This window comes from Streptomyces sp. CNB091 (assembly GCF_000377965.1).
On the sequence record NZ_KB899010.1, the window covers coordinates 1 to 14,971 of the forward strand.

Consider the following 14,971-nt stretch of genomic DNA (forward strand, 5'->3'; position numbering starts at 1 on the left):
GCCGACCCCGGACTTCCAGGTGTGTTTGGCGTAGGCGAAGGTGCGGTCGTACTCGACCAGGGCGGGGAGCTGGGCGGGAATGCGGGGCGGGTGATGAGTTCGGTGCGTCCTTGCCCCGCGGTGGCGTGGAAGAGGCCGCGGAGTTCTTCCGACAGGACGGGGTAGCCGTCCGCGTACTGGCCCTTGGTCGGGATGGTGCGGGTCCACAGGTCACGGCCGGTCTGAGACGGTGAGCCCATCAGGACGGCGTCGGGCCAGTGGCGGCGCAGGGCTTTCCACAGCAGGACGAACGCGTCACGGATGACGGCGGGCTCGGTGCCTTCGGTATCGAACCACTCCCCCGCCGACCGGATCTCGACGTGCTGCTCGCCGTGTTCGCGCTGGTAGCGGCCGACGGGGTTGCGGGGGTGGACGAAGTGGCCGGCCATCCGGTCCCGGCCGCGGCCGGTGTCCGTGCGCCAGCCGGGTGTCGGGGCGTTCAGCCAGGCTCCGACGGTGTCCTTGAGGAAGGGGTGCTGGTCGGCCTGCCGGTGCCAGGGGGCTCCTGCGGTGATGTAGATCCGCTCGACGCCGCCGGGCAGGACGTGGAAGACGGTGTTCAGGATTTCCGCGGCGCTGGCGGTCGGCAGGTCGATGCGGAACGTCTGGTCGCGGTGGACCAGCACACCGGTATGCGTGTCGAGGAAGACAGTGCTGCGGGCCTGCTGGGTGAAGTTCGGGTGGGTGGAGGCGAGGTTCGCGGTGTGGGCGAACCAACGGTCCCCATCAGGGCCTTCGGGGATGCCGGGCAGGGCGCGCTGTGCTCCCTGGGCCGCGAGAGGAGCGGCGGCGACCGGCGCCGGCACAGAGGCGGCTGCGGGCAGTTCGGGTTCCGCTACCGGTTCAGGGGCGGGGCGGGTCATGGCCGGGGCGACCGTGCCCGCCCGGGACGGGACCTGCTCCTGTGCAGGTTCGGGACCGCTGGGCGGTGCTGTCTCTCTGGCAGGCTCAGGGGGTGCGACGGCTGCGCCGGTCGGGGCTGCTGGTGCGGGGGTGGTGAGCTGGTCGGGGGCGAGGATGGGAGCGATCGCCACGATGTCGGCGAGGCTGAGTCCGGCTGCGGGCGCGATGCGCTCCGCCTTCGCCTTCTCGTATCCGGCCAGCGCGGTGATCTGCCGGGCGCGGTCCGTCTCGAGTTTGGCGAGGGTGGCCTGGGTCTTCTTGATGTCGTCGCGCAGGGCCCGCAGCTCGGCCAGCTGTGCGTTGTAGGTCTTTGGGTCCATCACGATCCCTTGGGCCTGCAGGTCAGTTGGCGGTACTGCTACGGGTTGAGACGTACGCGATCGCGCCGCTCGACTGCGAGGGCAAGCGGGTTCCTAGGAGGAGATCCGCGACGTCCCGGTCGGTCTGGCGTGGTGCGGTCAGATGCTTTATCGGGGTGGCCAGGTCGCTGACATATCCAGTGAGGACTGCATCGGGGAATGCGTGCCGCCCGCCTTCGCCTTTCTCCCACCTGTCCAGGCCGGTCAGGACCGCCACCACGTAGCCCGACACCGTCACCGGCAATACTCCCCCGGCCGCCACGCTCGCGGCATCACAGCGCCACCAGCCTCTCAAGCCCTTGAGGAGGTCGTCGGGGCCAAGGTCTGGCGCGTAGCCTGCCCGTTTCCGCTGGGTGTCATGGACTTGTTGTGCCGCGTCGACACGCAGCACCCCGAGCAGATCGGCGTCCAGGCGGTCCACGGGCGCAGGGGCGCGTTTGTGCAGGGCCTGGACGACCCAAAGCGGCGTCATCACGCGAACACCGCGCCGGGAAAGACCGGGCAGTACGCCTGCTCTGATGAGACGCCGGTATGTGGTAATCGCACAGCCGAGTTCTTCTGCGGCCTGTCCGGTGGTCAGCAGCATGGCCTGCCTCCTCGGATCCGGGCGTTGCCGCGCTTGGACGCTATCGGCAGACCCACTATCCATGCAAGTCTGATCAGATATCTGATTTTAGTTGGTGTAGCCCTTGGACGGGACCGCAAGTTCCTTGGCCCGGCTGGTCGTACAGTCCGTCGCTGAGCGGCTGGAAGTGCCCGCCCGGCCCGGACGCTGGACAGGGCCGGCCGACCGTGGCTTCCGGGACGGCACCCCATCACCTCCGGACGCCGGGGTGGCGGTCAGGAGCAGGCGGCCCCGGCGCGCTGAGGCTGCGAGTACGCGCCTGCTGCGTTTCGCCAATGCGCCATGGCTGGACCGTCGGCATCACCGACCATCAAGTGTGCAGGTGGGAGGGCTTCACTGGGGTGCCGGGTGCCGGACCACCTGTGGGGTGAGGGCAGGGGTGGCAGGGAGCCGGGACGCAGGTCGCCCGAAGTGAAGCCGCCTGGAGCATGGAGAGCCGGGACGGCAGGGTTGGGAACCCTGTGGTGGCTTGATCGAAGCTTTGCCGGACTGTGCCTCGTAAGGATCCACCAGTTTTTGTCCGTGCCCTCTGCTGCACCAATTCCTTATAGGACGGGCCGCATTCCGCGGCCCGCCGGCGGGAGGGGAACAGCATGTCGAAGGTGCCGGACGGGTTCCATCGCGTACGCGGGCACATCCGCCGCAACCCGAAGCCGCGAAGCGGATGAGCGGCTGGATGATCGCGGGTCTGCGGCAGACGAGCACACGGCGGCGCCGTGAGGCAGAGCGGGTGGCAGCGCTTCGGATCACCCTCGTCGAGTTCGACGCGATGGACGACCGGCACTGCGAGCATGCCCTGCGGGACCTGCTGGTCCGCGACGGTTGTACGGCCCGCAGGGTCGGAGGTGCCGGGGACCAGGCCGCCGATGTCATAGGGGACCACCTGCGGCTCGGCCGGATCGTGGTACAGGCCAAACACACCCGCGTCGGCGGGAAGGTGGGCTCCTCGGTCATGTACGCGGTCAAGGGCACCGCCGGTCCGGTACGCAAAGCATCGGCCGGGCCGCCGCTCTGGCCTTCGCCGCGCAGGGCGACCGGGTCCTCGCGGCCGACCGCGACGCGGAGGGCGTCGAGGAGACCGTAGGGAGGGTCACGGCCGCCGGGGGCATCGCCCTGGCGGCCGTCGGGGACCTGGCCGAGCAGCGGGTGGTGGACTGCGTGGTGGCCCGTGCGGTGGCGGAGTTCGGCGGGGTCGATGTCCTGGTCAACAACGCGGGAATCATGGACCGCATGTCGGCGGCGCACGAGACCGACGACGCCGAGTGGGAGCGGGTGTTGCGCGCCGACCTGACGGCTCCCTTCCTCCTCACCCGCGCTGTACTCCCCCCCATGCTGACCGCCGGCGCCGGCTGCCTGGTCTTCACCGGCTCCGAGGCCGGCCTGCGCGGCGGCGCCGCCGGGGCCGCGTACACCGCCGCCAGGCACGGGATCACCGGGCCGGTGAGGAACCTGGCGGTGATGTACCGCGGGCAGGGCATCCGGGCCAATGTGATCGCGCCCGGACCCACCGCGACGGGCATCGGTGTCGACAGCCGCCCCGAAGCGCACGGCCCCGCCGTCCTCAGGAGCCTCATCGGCGCGAGCATCGGCCGCATCGGCTCGGCGGACGAACAGGCCGCCGCCATCGTCTGGCTGGCGTCCGATGCGGCTTCCTTCGTCAACGGCGCCGTCCTGCCCGTGGACGACGGCTGGTCAGCCGTCTGACACGGCCGGGCCGAGGTACACGCGGCGCGTCACGGACGGGCCGCGTCGGAGACCGGGACCTCGGTGCGGGCGGTCAGGGCAGGAGCTCCACGTACCCGTCGGTTGCGTGGACACGGATCCGCTGCCCGTCCCGGATCAGCCGGGTCGCCCGCTCCACGCCCACGACGGCCGGCAGGCCGTACTCCCGGGCGATCACCGCGCCGTGGGTCATCAGACCGCCGACCTCCGTCACCAGGCCCGCGATCCCGACGAACAGCGGCGACCAGCTGGGGTCCGTGAAGGTCGTGACCAGGATGTCGCCCGCTTCGAGGTCGGCCTGCGCCATGTCGAGGATGACGCGGGCTCTTCCCTCGACGGTCCCCGCGGACACCGGCAGTCCGGTCAGCGCGCCGGCCGGCACGTCGTCGCGCCGGTACGCGCCGGTGACGGCCTCACCGTCCGACGTGAGGACCCGGGGCGGGGTGAGCGCGTGGTACGAACGGAACGCCTCCTTGCGCCGCTGGATGAGCCGCGCGTCCGCCCGGTGGGACCGCACGGCCTCGTGGAGTTCCCGGAACGTCAGGTAGAAGGCGTCCTCCTTCTGGTTGAGCACCTTGTCCCGCACGAGTCGCCCGGCCTCCGCCAGCAGGGCCCGTTTGTAGACGAAGTAGCGGCTGACGATGCCGTACTTCGGGTACTCCCGGTATCCGATGAAGGTCCTGACCCGGTCGATCATCCGCTGGGTCTCGTCGGCCTTCCGGTCCCCGTCCGGCAGGGCCCGCAGCCGTGACAGCACGTCCTGTTCCTTGTGCCGGGCCTTGCGCCGGCCCTGTTCGAAGCGCTGCTCGGCGGCGCCCGGCCCGAAGTTCCGCACGTGGTCGAGGATCACGGGAACGAGCGTGGTGGGGCGCTCGCGCCATCGCGGCCGGGTGATGTCGATCTCGCCGCCGCAGCGCATGCCGTACCGGTCGAGGTACGCCTCGATGGCCTCCCGTGCCGCGCCTCCGCCCTCAATCTTCGCCAGTTCGTCCAGGAAGGTGGCGTCCTCAAGGTGCTCGGCGTCCCGCAGGAAGGCCAGCACCTTGGGCAGCGGGCGGATCACGTCCGCGACGTCGAGCAGCGCCAGTCCCATCTCCGACGTGACGTTGCCGGGGGCCGACAGCGTCAGGGTGTCCGCGGCGTTCCTCTCGCCCAGCCACTCCCGCAGCCTGTCGTTGAGCCACCAGGTGGCGTCCGTCCCCGCCATGAGCGCCCGCATGCTCAGCGGATCGGCCAGAACCCGCTTGTGCTCCTCGAAGGCCTCCAGCAGGAAGTCGAACAGCGCCGGACCCTCCTTCGTCCGGATGTCACGTTCCAGGGCGGCGATGGACGTCCGGCTGCGCTCGATCAGCTCGGTGACGACGGATGGATCGGTCTCGATCGGAGCGGGCGCACCGGTGGACGGCGCACCGGCGGGGGCCGCCGCGTCCGGGAGCGGGGGGACGAAGCCGTCGCGCTCCAGGACGGTCTCCAGCGCGTCCCTGACCAGCGGATCGCCCTTCCCCATGGCGTCCAGGAGGCCGTCGCGGCTCGTGGGCGACGCCAGGCGCGGGGTGACGTCGACGAACAGCCGCCCGCCGGCCTCGTGCATCGGCACCAGGGCCGTCAGCTGCCACATGGAGTACCCGAGGGGCTTCATGGGGTCGGTCATCATCTGCTGGTGGCCGACGGAGACGTAGACGCGATTGGCCCCGTCGTCCCCGTCGGCGTTCTCCCCGCCGTCGCCCTTGTCGCCGTTCTCGATGGCGGGGAGGGGGAAGAGGGTGGTGATCGGCCTGCTCTGCACGAACCGGAAGCCGTCGTCGACCAAGCACCATTCGATGTCCTGCGGGCGGCCGAAGTGCGCTTCGATACTGCGGCCGAACCCCACCAGGCGGACGGCCTGCTCGTCCGTCAGCGCCGGCCGCTCCCGCTGTCGTGCGTCGACCGGCGCTTTACGCGTACCGCCGGTGGGCAGGGCGTGGATGGCGCGCTCCTTGGCGGCGATGGTCCTGGTGACGACTTCGCCGTCCCGGACCGTGAAGACGTCCGGGTTCACCAGGCCGCAGACCAGGGCCTCGCCGAGGCCGAAGCCGGCGTCCACGGTGGCGGCCTTCCGGTTTCCGGTGACGGGGTCGGCCGTGAACAGGATGCCGGACGCGTGCGGGAAGACCATCCGCTGCACGACCACGGCCATGTGGACCGTACGGTGGTCGATGCCGTTTTGCTGTCGGTAGACGACGGCCCGCTCGGTGAACATCGAGGCCCAGCACCGGCTGATGTGGTGGAGGACCGCGATCGGCCCCAGGACGTTGAGATACGTGTCCTGCTGGCCGGCGAAGGAGGCCGTCGGCAGGTCCTCCGCCGTCGCGCTGGACCGGACGGCGTACGCGGCTTGCCCGCCGAACCGGGCGATCGAGCCGGTGATCGCCGCCGCGATGTCACCCGGGACGGCGATCTCCCCGATCATGCGGCGGATCCGTGCGCTGAGCGTGCGGATCGCCTCCAGGTCCTCCGGGTTCAGCCGCGACAGCTCATCGAGCCGTTCGTCGATCGACGGGACTTGCGCCATGGCCCGCCGGAAGGCGTCCGTCGTCACGCAGAAGCCGTCCGGCACGCGGATGCCTTCGATCCGCGACAACCCGCCCAGGTGTGCGCCCTTGCCGCCGACGGCCGCGACACGCGTCTCGTCGACCTCGCCGAGGTCCAGCACGTACGGGTCCGTCATCGCGACACCTTTCGGAGCGGTCGTATTCCGTTGCACTGCGGCGGCCGGCCGGATCACCCGGGCCTCGCCCTCTGTCGAACCCCGTGCCGGGCACGTACTCATTCCTGGTTGTCTTCCCTCCGACGAATGGACCGGCGGATCCTCCCGGCCGGCCGGCGCACGTCGTGTCACCGTTCCCGCCGGTGGTGGCATCGACCCGAGGATTCTGCGCCGTCACCGGGGTCTTGCCGCAAGCCCCCCGGTGAGCTATACGTTGAGAGTGGCAAGGAGAGGTCTCTCTCCTTGCCTTCGCTGTTGGGCTCCCCGAGCGCCGGGCCATTCCTCCGCGTTCACGGTGTCCTCGCCATCTTCGAACACGCAGATCGGAAGCTCCGGCGTGGCGCTCGACCGGGATGGTCATGCCGATCCCGGCGGGCCTCTGCGGTCATGGTCACCCGCCGTGTCATCGGTCGAGGCCGAACCGCTCGCGGCGACACGGCCGGAAGGACACTGCAGAACCCGCAGTCACCTCCCGGTGCGGTACGTCTCGCGGCCCACGGCCCGCGACGGCGTCCGCGAGGAGCACAGCCAGGTCTCCGTTGTAGGTAATGTGCGGAAATGACAGAAGCGAGCGACTCGCGGACCAGTTGGACTGGTACTGGAGCAGGAACCTGCGGCCACGGCTGGAAGGCCTTACCGACGAGGAGTACTTCTGGGAGCCGGTGCGCGGTTGCTGGAGCATCCGCCCCCGCGGCACGTCGGCCGCACCGATGCCGGAAGGTCCGGGGGAATGGACGACGGACCTCGCGTCCCCTGCCCCGGTGCCTGCGCCGGTGACCACGATCGCCTGGCGGCTGGCGCACATCATCGTCTCCTGCCTGGGCTGTCGGGCCGGGTGGTACTTCGGCGGCCAGGACCTCGAGTCCCGGGCAGTCGTCTACGCGGGGACCGCTGACAAGGCGCTGAAACAACTCGATGAGATGTACGGGAGATGGGACGCGGGGGTCCGCGGACTCTCGGACGCTGACCTGGACAATCCGCCTACGGCGGGCCCCGAGCGGTTTCCCATGGAGAACAGGGTCCTGCACGTCAACAGGGAGCTGATCCATCACGGCGCCGAGGTTTCCCTGCTGCGCGACCTCTACCGTTGGCAGGACGGAGCCGTACCGCGCCGAAATATGACCGGCCATCCGGAAACGTGAGAGCTCGAGGTTCGAGAGGACCAGGACATCGCGCGCACAAGGCCGGTCGCGCGGGCGGCCGTGCAGCCGGTGACGATCACCGGGTGGCCGCTGTCTTCGGTGAGACTGAGGAAGCCGAGGCCGGCCAGGGCGGAGAAGCCGGCCGCGCGCAGGTGGGTGAGGACGTGATCGCGGCGGGCGGCGGGCGGCGGGCGGCGGTGATGTCGTGAGTGCGGCCGGGACGGGCCGCGGAGATCCCGGTCGGGCGGGCCCTTCTCGTCGGTGAGGGCGAGAGAATACAGGCCGTGACGGCGGTGTTTGCCGTAGTAGTTGGGCCGGTTCGCGGCACCGGTGCGACGGGCGGTGGGGATCAGGGTGCCGTCGATGAGGACGATCTCGCCACCCTTCGCGATCTCCTTGCATGCGGTCCGAACGAGGTGCGCGGGCGGCGAGCACGGGTACCAGCTCGTCGCGCCAGCGGCGCACGGTGGTGCCGCCGACGGTGGTGTGGCCGACGGTGGTGTGGCCGACGGTGGCGCCGCCGACGGTGGTGTGGCCAGACATGTCCGCGGTGCGCTGGTCGTGGCGGAGCACGGCAAGCACGATGATCACGATCCGGCCGGGCGGCAGGGCTCGCCGGCGCGATCCGATCCCCTTCAGGTGACGGCTCAGCAGATCGGTGCTGTACTCGTCGGTTCTTCGGGACACCGGCAGGCGACGCCGGTAGACAGGGAAGCCGGTGGTCCCGGCGGGCTCGTTGACCCTCTTCACACACACGCCGAGCCAACGGCAGCCGGGGGCACGCCGGTTACGGGCGCGGTTCTCGTACCTACGGTGCGATCTGGAAGCGTGCGCCAGGCAGTTCACGCAGCCGGCCCCCGCCCGGCGAGCTTGCTCAACCTGCCGCACAGCGGCTCCAGCCGGCTCTTCGCCTCGGCCTCGACGCCAAGCCCGACGCCCCGACGCCCTTGACCCGGATGAGGCCACCGGAGAGAGTTCCGCTCGGTCTTCGTGAGCCGCTGGCAGTCCGGCGGCAGGACCTCCTCGCCCGCGCCCGCCTCCCGGTGCGGGACCAGCAGCACACCGCGCCCGCCCACCGTCGCTGCCTGCGCCGACGGTCTCCCGGCCTCCAGTCGGGCGTGCATCCGTTCCCGCACGCTATCGCCACCACGAGTTCCTCGCGCTCGGCACGGACCGCGTCGAGCCGCTCGGCCAGGGGCTTCCGCTCCTCGTCGAGGCTCCGCCCCGCGCCGCAACACGTTCGGCCACCCCGTTGATCTCCGCCATCCCGCGAGCCCACGAACCCGTACGACCCCGCTGGAGACGAACAGGCACGGGCTCACCACCGGGCAGCACCCTGCACGGGATCTGCCCTGCCCGGCGGAACCGGGCCAGCAGGCGTGGCAAAACGGTGTGCGCGCAGCGGCGGGGGCGACGAGGTGCGAGTGCGGCGGGCGCGGTGGAGAGGGCCCCGGAAGGAACCCATCGGCGGGCCGGCGGACGGCCGGCAGGGAAAGCCGGCAGGGCGTCCCGGGGCCCCGGGTGAACGGCGGATCGCCCGCATACCCGCCGACGACGGGGCGGCAGCACGGAAACGGGCCCGCCCGGAGGGGAGGCGGCCGCGCAGGGAACACTTCGGCGAACTCCCTCGTTCGACCTCCGGCCCCTACCGTGAACCGTGAACCCGAGGAACCGCCTTGCCCGATACTTCCACTGCCGACACCGTGCACCCGCTCCCGTCGCCCTCCGCCCAGGCGGAGCGCCTGATCCAGCTCGGGGTGCACGAGATCGCGGAGATTCCCGCCGAGGACATCCGCGCGTTCGCCCGGACGGCCGGGCAGGGCCGTGACGTCCTGCTCGCCGTCCATCCGGAGCGCGCCCCCGCCTCCGCCCTCGCGCCACTGCTCCTGCGCGACGGCAAGCCCGGCTTCGTCGTCGTCGACATGCCCGACGTCGACCTGTTCGCCCCCGACACGGTCGAACTTCCCCACGCGCCTCTCTATTTCGTCGCCGGACCCGACCGCGGCGACCACATGGCCAACTGGAGCCCCGAAGAGGCGTTGCCCGCCCTCACCGAGGAGGGCCGCACCCCCCTGGTACTCACCGAGGGCATCCACTGGGTCCTGCAGCAGCCGGCAGTACTTGAGCGGAACCTCTGCTTCATGACCATCGGGTCCCGGCTGCGCAAGGCGAACGGCGTCCTGGACGCACGTACCCCGGCACTCTGGATCAGCAACGGCACCGGACGGGACGGCAAGGAGCGGCGTAACGCCCCCAAGGTCGGCTGGTGCTGGTGGGGCAACCGCCATACGTGGCTGGGATTCGCCTCCGCCACGGGCCGCGAGGGCCAGTAGCGCCCGCTCGCCCTGCTGTTGACCCATCTGCGATGCGTCGCGGTCGGTCAGGGACGGCCTGCTTCCCTGCTCGGATATCGGGCCGCAGGCAGGCCCCCTGAGCCACCCGGCGTCACGGCACGCCCTCACCGTGACGCCCCGGCTGCACCCCGCGGACGGGCTACGTCATCAACTCGATGTGCGGATGCTCGGGCTCCGCCGGGCAGACGAACAGGTGCTGTCGGTAGCCACTGCCTATCTGGACCCCGGTCGCGTTGTAGCCGCGGTGGCCGGGGTACGGTCCAGCACCTGGGTGGGGGTGCGGAGACCAGCTGTTCCCGGCGTCGTCCCCTTCCTCGAACGTGGCGACGGTCATCAGGACCTCCATGCCGGTGCCGCACTCGGAGCAGGGCTGCGAGCTGGGGTCGGTGGAGTTCCAAGCGGGCCAGCCGCCGACTTTCCAGCCGGGTGCGTTGGACAGCACACAGTCGTAGTACGTTTCCGGGTCCATGTCCTCCTCTGCTGCCTGCGGCACACTCCATTGCCTGAGCTGCTCCCGCAGTTCTCCGCTCAGCTCCAGATGGTCGGGGTACTCGGTGATCTGCTCCGGTTCGAGGACGCACGGTTGCGGTAGATAGCCGTCGAACTGCACTGCGGGCGGCTCGGGGGGCGTGTCGAGGACGTCGGCGACGGCGGCTGCCGCACGCCACAAGAGCAGGGTCCTGGGCATGACCGGATGATCGAAGGGGCACCACAGAACCTGCAGCAGGTCCTTGCCCTCCGGCGGGCTCAGATCGGGGACATCCCGTGCGTACAGCTGCGCCACGGGCAGCATCGCTATGGGGCCGTCGTACGCCTGGACCGCCGGCCTCACCGGATACGTCAGAGGGGGCCGGATCCGCTCGAGAGTCTCCCGTTCCTCCAAAGTCAGCTCCCGGCCGTGCGAGGCCGCGAGGATCCGCCGTTCCAGCCGCAGATCCGCCGGGGGCCGGGCCCGGTTGACGCCATCCACCACATGCGGTTCCTCGCAGTGCGGCCACGGCTCCTCAGCAGGCCACAGCAGCGGCCCGCCGACCGAGCTGTCGTGCCGCGTCGGCCCCCCGGGGCGGGGGTGCAGACGGGTCGCCGTGCGCGCCAGCGGCACCAGTTGAGGAAAGACCGCGGCAACGTCGACCGGACGCGGCGGAGTGACAGGAGTGACATTCATGGCCGCAATCTTGCCCATCACCTCTGACAACAGCCCTCGTAACCGCCCCACGAAGAGTCCCGGCACAAACGCCACCCCGGGGGAACGCCACCGCCGATCCGTTACCGGCAGGCCCCTCCCGATCCCCCCCGGCAAGCCGTGGACCGACCCCGTGAAGTTGAGCATCTCACCGAAGGAAAACACGCAGACAGCCCTGGTGCCCCCGGCGAAACGGCAAGCCGGGCTGTTCCCGAGAAGCGGGGACACCGGGGACACCGGGGACGCAGACACGACGCCGGGCACCGGCCTGCCCGTGGGCTGCGTAACGACGATGACCCGTCCATCGTCCAGGCGAGCGGCGAACGCCTCGTACGGACCGTCCGGCACCGCCTGCCGGTAGGGCACCACACCCGGCAGCCGGACATCCGTTCGCCCGGGACGACGACGAGACCACGGACACCGATCAGACCTGGGTCCCCCGCACACCACCCCACCCCGGGCCTGCCCCACCGGGCAGGCCACCGCAAGAACGAGCGGACAACGACTACACGGCTCCCGACGCCTGACCGCGGCGCGTGACAGACGGCACACAAACACATCCCCTCCGCGTCAACGAACCCCCGGCACCCCCGCGGCCCCGGCACCCCGGCACCCCGCGGCCCCGAGGCCACCGGCTTCCGAGCAATCGACATCGCGACAGAAGCCGTCGTTCACAGGTTTCGCGGAGCCAGGGCCAGGGCCGCGGTCTTCAGCCCAGATGGCAAGTACCTCGCCAGAGCGGCCGACAACACCATCTCCGTCTGGGACTCCACGACAGGCAAACGCCTCACCAGCATGCGAACTGACAGCGACCTTGAATCCGTGATCTGGCATCCCGGCAGTCGCGCACTCTTCGCTGGCGGCCGAGGCATCTTCGGCTACGAGTTCATGGCATAGGCCGACGCGATGTGCGGAAGATGAGTAGCGGTCCTCACCCGGTGGGGTTGGTGCTGCCGCCGTCAGTGCGTCGGCACCAAGCTGCTGTCCGAAGCCATCGATATCCGACGCGGGCAGCGCCTCCCGAACCGCCCGAGAAGCGCTGCTCTTCGTCATCGACAGAGCCAGGCGGCCTCTTGGCAGCGATTACTCGTTGTTCGGGCCGAACTGGCCGGACTGCGCCATTTCGGTCTGGTTGCCGAAGTCGAAGGGCGGGGCCCCGGCGAGCACCGGGCCTCCCCAGCGTAGGAGCACGTCGTACGCGAAACCCTCGAGGACGGTGACGCGGTCCCCGCGATCCGGAGAGGGCTCCCGCGGCGGTGCTCCTGGCAGCGGCGGTCGGCGCGGTGGAGGGGATGACCGGAGCGGCGAGAGCGACGGCCCCGGCACCGAGCAGGATTCTGCGGGAGATGGACTCGCGCAGCACGCTGCCGAAGTAGCGGTTTCCCGAGGTATGGGGTGCGTGTCCGGCGCAGGCATTACCACATCGGAATAAGCAGGTCTCCGGTGAGCGGCCGGAATGCTGACCGCTCAGGATTAATGGTAATCGCCGCTCCGATACATCAACCGCCCTTCGGGTTACATGCGTGAACCGACGTCAACATGCATGAGAACGGAGCCAGTGGCAATCAAGTACTTGCACGGGTGGGGTAGGGAGAAGGTCTGCTCGACGGCGTAGCGGAGCTTGCCGCAACACAGGTCCCCATTTTGTCCGGGCGTACACCTTAGACTGCGGACGGCCCGTATGCCGACCGATTTCTCCATGACTGGCTTCATTGCCTGCGTGGGGCACCTAAGGGCAGCCTTCGGCCCTTTCCATGATAGAGTCTTGATGATTTATCAGAACGACGCGATAAAAGGGGAATGGCGTGAATACCGAGAAGCTTACGGCTCGGCGTCTTACGGCCGAGGAGACTTCAGGTTTGAGCCCCCAGGACGGTGTCTTCGTCCCGGCAAGCATGGATGGCGTTTCCCCCGACTGTTACGCACCGGCTTTCCTTACGAAATCGGGAAAGAGTTTCGAGGGTGGGTCCTTCACGGTACGGACGGCATTCGGCGAGGAGGTTCACGTCCTCCCCGACAGTGCCGAAGAGGGCGGCATCTGGATTGCAGACAAGGCAGGAGAGGTAATTGAGGTTCTCCAGAGTGCCGGCGTTCTTCTGAACCTGGCCCTCTTCGTTCCCGGCGGAAGCAAGGAGTCCCTGGAGTCTCTCTATTCCGCGGCCCGGGAAGCATTCGGCGCGGGGGTCGTCCAGCGTTGGAGCGAGGAAGTCGTCGAAGTACCGAACGTCAAGGTCGACCTGTACGAGGAGCCGGCCCGGGGACGCAAGAACGCGAACAGCCAGAATCGCGACCGCCGCGCCCTGGACATTTTCCCGACTCGAGTGCGGTTCCTCGAGCCCAGCGAGGGCTGGAAGTTCGTCGTCGAACCGCACAAGGAGATCATCGACGAGACGCCGACGATCTGACCTGATGGCAGGTTAGCTGCAATGCCGTGGGAGCCCGTCAGTACGCTGACGGGCTCTTCCTCGTGGAGCGAGCGCCCCCTGCTCCCGGCTCTCCGGGCTTCTTGAGAGTTGGCCCGCCTGCGAGGCCGTCGAACAGCTCCCCGGCGGCCAGGACAGAACCGGAACCCGCGGAACCATGCAGCATGCACAGACGTCTCCGTCCGGGATCCGGCCATCACCTTCAGTCCACCGGGCACGACTCCAGGATGGGAACAAGTGACGCACACGGCTACAGAAGCCCCGCCCGCCGAGAGACGGCGGCGGGCCGGTGGTGGCGGACGGCGATGGGGGCTGCTGGGCTGCGGGGTCGCGCTCGTCCCGCCGGCCGCTCTGCTCGTCGTCCGGCTGACGGGACTCGACGCCGGAACACCGCTGGCGATGCCGATGGTGTTCTTTCCCTGGACGACCGTCATCGGTGTACTGGTGCTGTTGCTGATGGCCGCCGTTCCCGCGCTGCGGTCCCGATGGGCCCTGGCCGGCACCGCGGCCCTGGTGGTCGCTCACGCGGTGCTGCTGGCCCCGCGGTTCCTACCTGATGGCCCGCAGGTGCCGGAACGCGCGGTTGAGCTGCGTGTGGCCACCCTCAACACCGACCGAGGCGCCGCCGACGCCCAGGCAGTGGTGCGGCTGGTCCGTACGGAGCGGATCGATGTTCTGGCGGTGCAGCAGATGCCGCCGGGCGGCGTGGAAGCCCTCGACAGGGCGGGCCTGGGCGCGTTGCTGCCGCACCAGGAACTCCACCCCGAGTACGACTCCTCGGTCTACTCACGGCTCCCGATCGGCGAAGCCGGTACCACTCGTGCCGACACCGCCTGGCCCCAGACCGTCGCCGAGGTCGCGGTCGGCGGACGTAGCGTGCGGTTCGTGGCGGTGCACACCTACTACCCCCTCGGGAGCCCGGAGCGGTGGACCCGGGACATGGCCGCGCTCACCTCCCTGGCGCGGCGCGCGGGCCCGGACACCGTGTTCCTGGGTGACTTCAACGCTTCCCTCGACCACACTCCGATGCGGGACCTGCTCTCGGCCGGCCTCACGGACACGCATGCCGAACTCGGCCACGGGTGGGCTCCCACGTGGCCCGTCGGCCGTGCCCTCCTCCCACCCGTGGTCCAGCTGGATCACGTCCTGCACGGTCCCGGTCTGGCAGGGGTCTCGGTGGGCGAGCGAACCGTGCCCGGAACAGATCACCGCGCCGTCGTCGCGGTGCTCGCGCTGCTGCCGGAGAAGGACGGGGAACGGAGTCGATCGTCGTGAACCCCGGTTCCGCAGCGTGTGCCGTCGGTGCGCTGACCGGTGCGACGCGCCCTCCCATGCTGGAGCGCGCCGTCGAGAGGCCGGTGAAGGGTGCGGACACAGTGGCCGGCACCCTGCGCGGAGCTCCGCTCCGATTCGACCGGGCAGCCCAGGAAACCGCCGGGCAGAGGGTGAAGAGGCGCGGCCGGACCGGTGACGGG

The 14,971-nt window shown here is 69.9% G+C and carries 11 protein-coding genes and 2 pseudogenes; 8 read left to right on the forward strand and 5 right to left on the reverse strand.

The genetic code is table 11. The annotated features are described in order from the left end of the window. Positions 1-1,262 (reverse strand): annotated as a pseudogene (locus D581_RS1000000138730) (hypothetical protein); the annotation flags it as partial. 22 nt (positions 1,263-1,284) lie between these two features. Next, positions 1,285-1,887 (reverse strand): helix-turn-helix domain-containing protein, encoded by a 603-nt coding sequence (locus tag D581_RS0130520; RefSeq protein ID WP_026290259.1) that lies wholly within the window; start codon positions 1,885-1,887, stop codon positions 1,285-1,287. Positions 1,888-2,614: 727 nt separating this feature from the next. Between D581_RS0130520 and D581_RS01000000137965 the strand changes: the two are divergent. Beyond that, positions 2,615-2,920 (forward strand): annotated as a pseudogene (locus D581_RS01000000137965) (restriction endonuclease); the annotation flags it as partial. Then, entirely contained in the window at positions 2,920-3,630 is a 711-nt protein-coding gene (locus tag D581_RS0130530; protein WP_063738195.1) for an SDR family oxidoreductase, read from the forward strand. The pseudogene D581_RS01000000137965 and the gene D581_RS0130530, both read left to right, overlap by 1 nt. A 73-nt stretch (positions 3,631-3,703) precedes the next feature. Here D581_RS0130530 and rph read toward each other — a convergent pair whose 3' ends face one another. Beyond that, positions 3,704-6,355, reverse strand: a complete 2,652-nt coding sequence (gene rph / locus D581_RS0130535; protein ID WP_018956345.1) for a rifamycin-inactivating phosphotransferase — start codon at positions 6,353-6,355, stop codon at positions 3,704-3,706. Between the two features lie 587 nt (positions 6,356-6,942). Here rph and D581_RS0130540 point away from each other — a divergent pair. The 3 genes from D581_RS0130540 (at position 6,943) to D581_RS0130555 (ending at position 9,869) form a co-directional block, all read left to right on the forward strand. Next, positions 6,943-7,536 carry a DinB family protein gene (locus D581_RS0130540; RefSeq protein WP_018956346.1) on the forward strand — a complete coding sequence of 198 codons (594 nt, stop codon included), beginning with the start codon at positions 6,943-6,945 and terminating at the stop codon, positions 7,534-7,536. A gap of 83 nt (positions 7,537-7,619) precedes the next feature. Then, positions 7,620-7,745: a hypothetical protein gene (locus D581_RS1000000142330; RefSeq protein ID WP_018956347.1), complete on the forward strand. Its 126-nt coding sequence runs from the start codon at positions 7,620-7,622 to the stop codon at positions 7,743-7,745. Between the two features lie 1,467 nt (positions 7,746-9,212). Then, positions 9,213-9,869, forward strand: a complete 657-nt coding sequence (locus D581_RS0130555; protein ID WP_026290260.1) for a DUF5701 family protein — start codon at positions 9,213-9,215, stop codon at positions 9,867-9,869. A 160-nt stretch (positions 9,870-10,029) separates the two neighbouring features. Here the strand turns inward: D581_RS0130555 and D581_RS0130560 are convergent, their stop codons facing one another. Further along, positions 10,030-11,055, reverse strand: coding sequence for a hypothetical protein (locus tag D581_RS0130560; protein WP_026290261.1), 1,026 nt, complete (start codon positions 11,053-11,055; stop codon positions 10,030-10,032). Between the two features lie 669 nt (positions 11,056-11,724). Here D581_RS0130560 and D581_RS1000000142335 point away from each other — a divergent pair. Beyond that, complete coding sequence (locus D581_RS1000000142335) at positions 11,725-11,970, forward strand: hypothetical protein (protein WP_469226771.1); 246 nt, start codon at positions 11,725-11,727, stop codon at positions 11,968-11,970. A 186-nt stretch (positions 11,971-12,156) separates the two neighbouring features. Here the strand turns inward: D581_RS1000000142335 and D581_RS1000000141425 are convergent, their stop codons facing one another. Then, positions 12,157-12,489: an alkaline phosphatase PhoX gene (locus D581_RS1000000141425; RefSeq protein ID WP_469226728.1), complete on the reverse strand. Its 333-nt coding sequence runs from the start codon at positions 12,487-12,489 to the stop codon at positions 12,157-12,159. A 389-nt stretch (positions 12,490-12,878) separates the two neighbouring features. On the opposite strand from D581_RS1000000141425, the gene D581_RS0130580 reads away from it, so the two are divergent. Beyond that, complete coding sequence (locus D581_RS0130580; RefSeq protein WP_026291054.1) at positions 12,879-13,478, forward strand: hypothetical protein; 600 nt, start codon at positions 12,879-12,881, stop codon at positions 13,476-13,478. A gap of 255 nt (positions 13,479-13,733) precedes the next feature. Further along, positions 13,734-14,771, forward strand: a complete 1,038-nt coding sequence (locus tag D581_RS0130585; protein ID WP_018960925.1) for an endonuclease/exonuclease/phosphatase family protein — start codon at positions 13,734-13,736, stop codon at positions 14,769-14,771. Positions 14,772-14,971 lie beyond the last annotated feature (200 nt).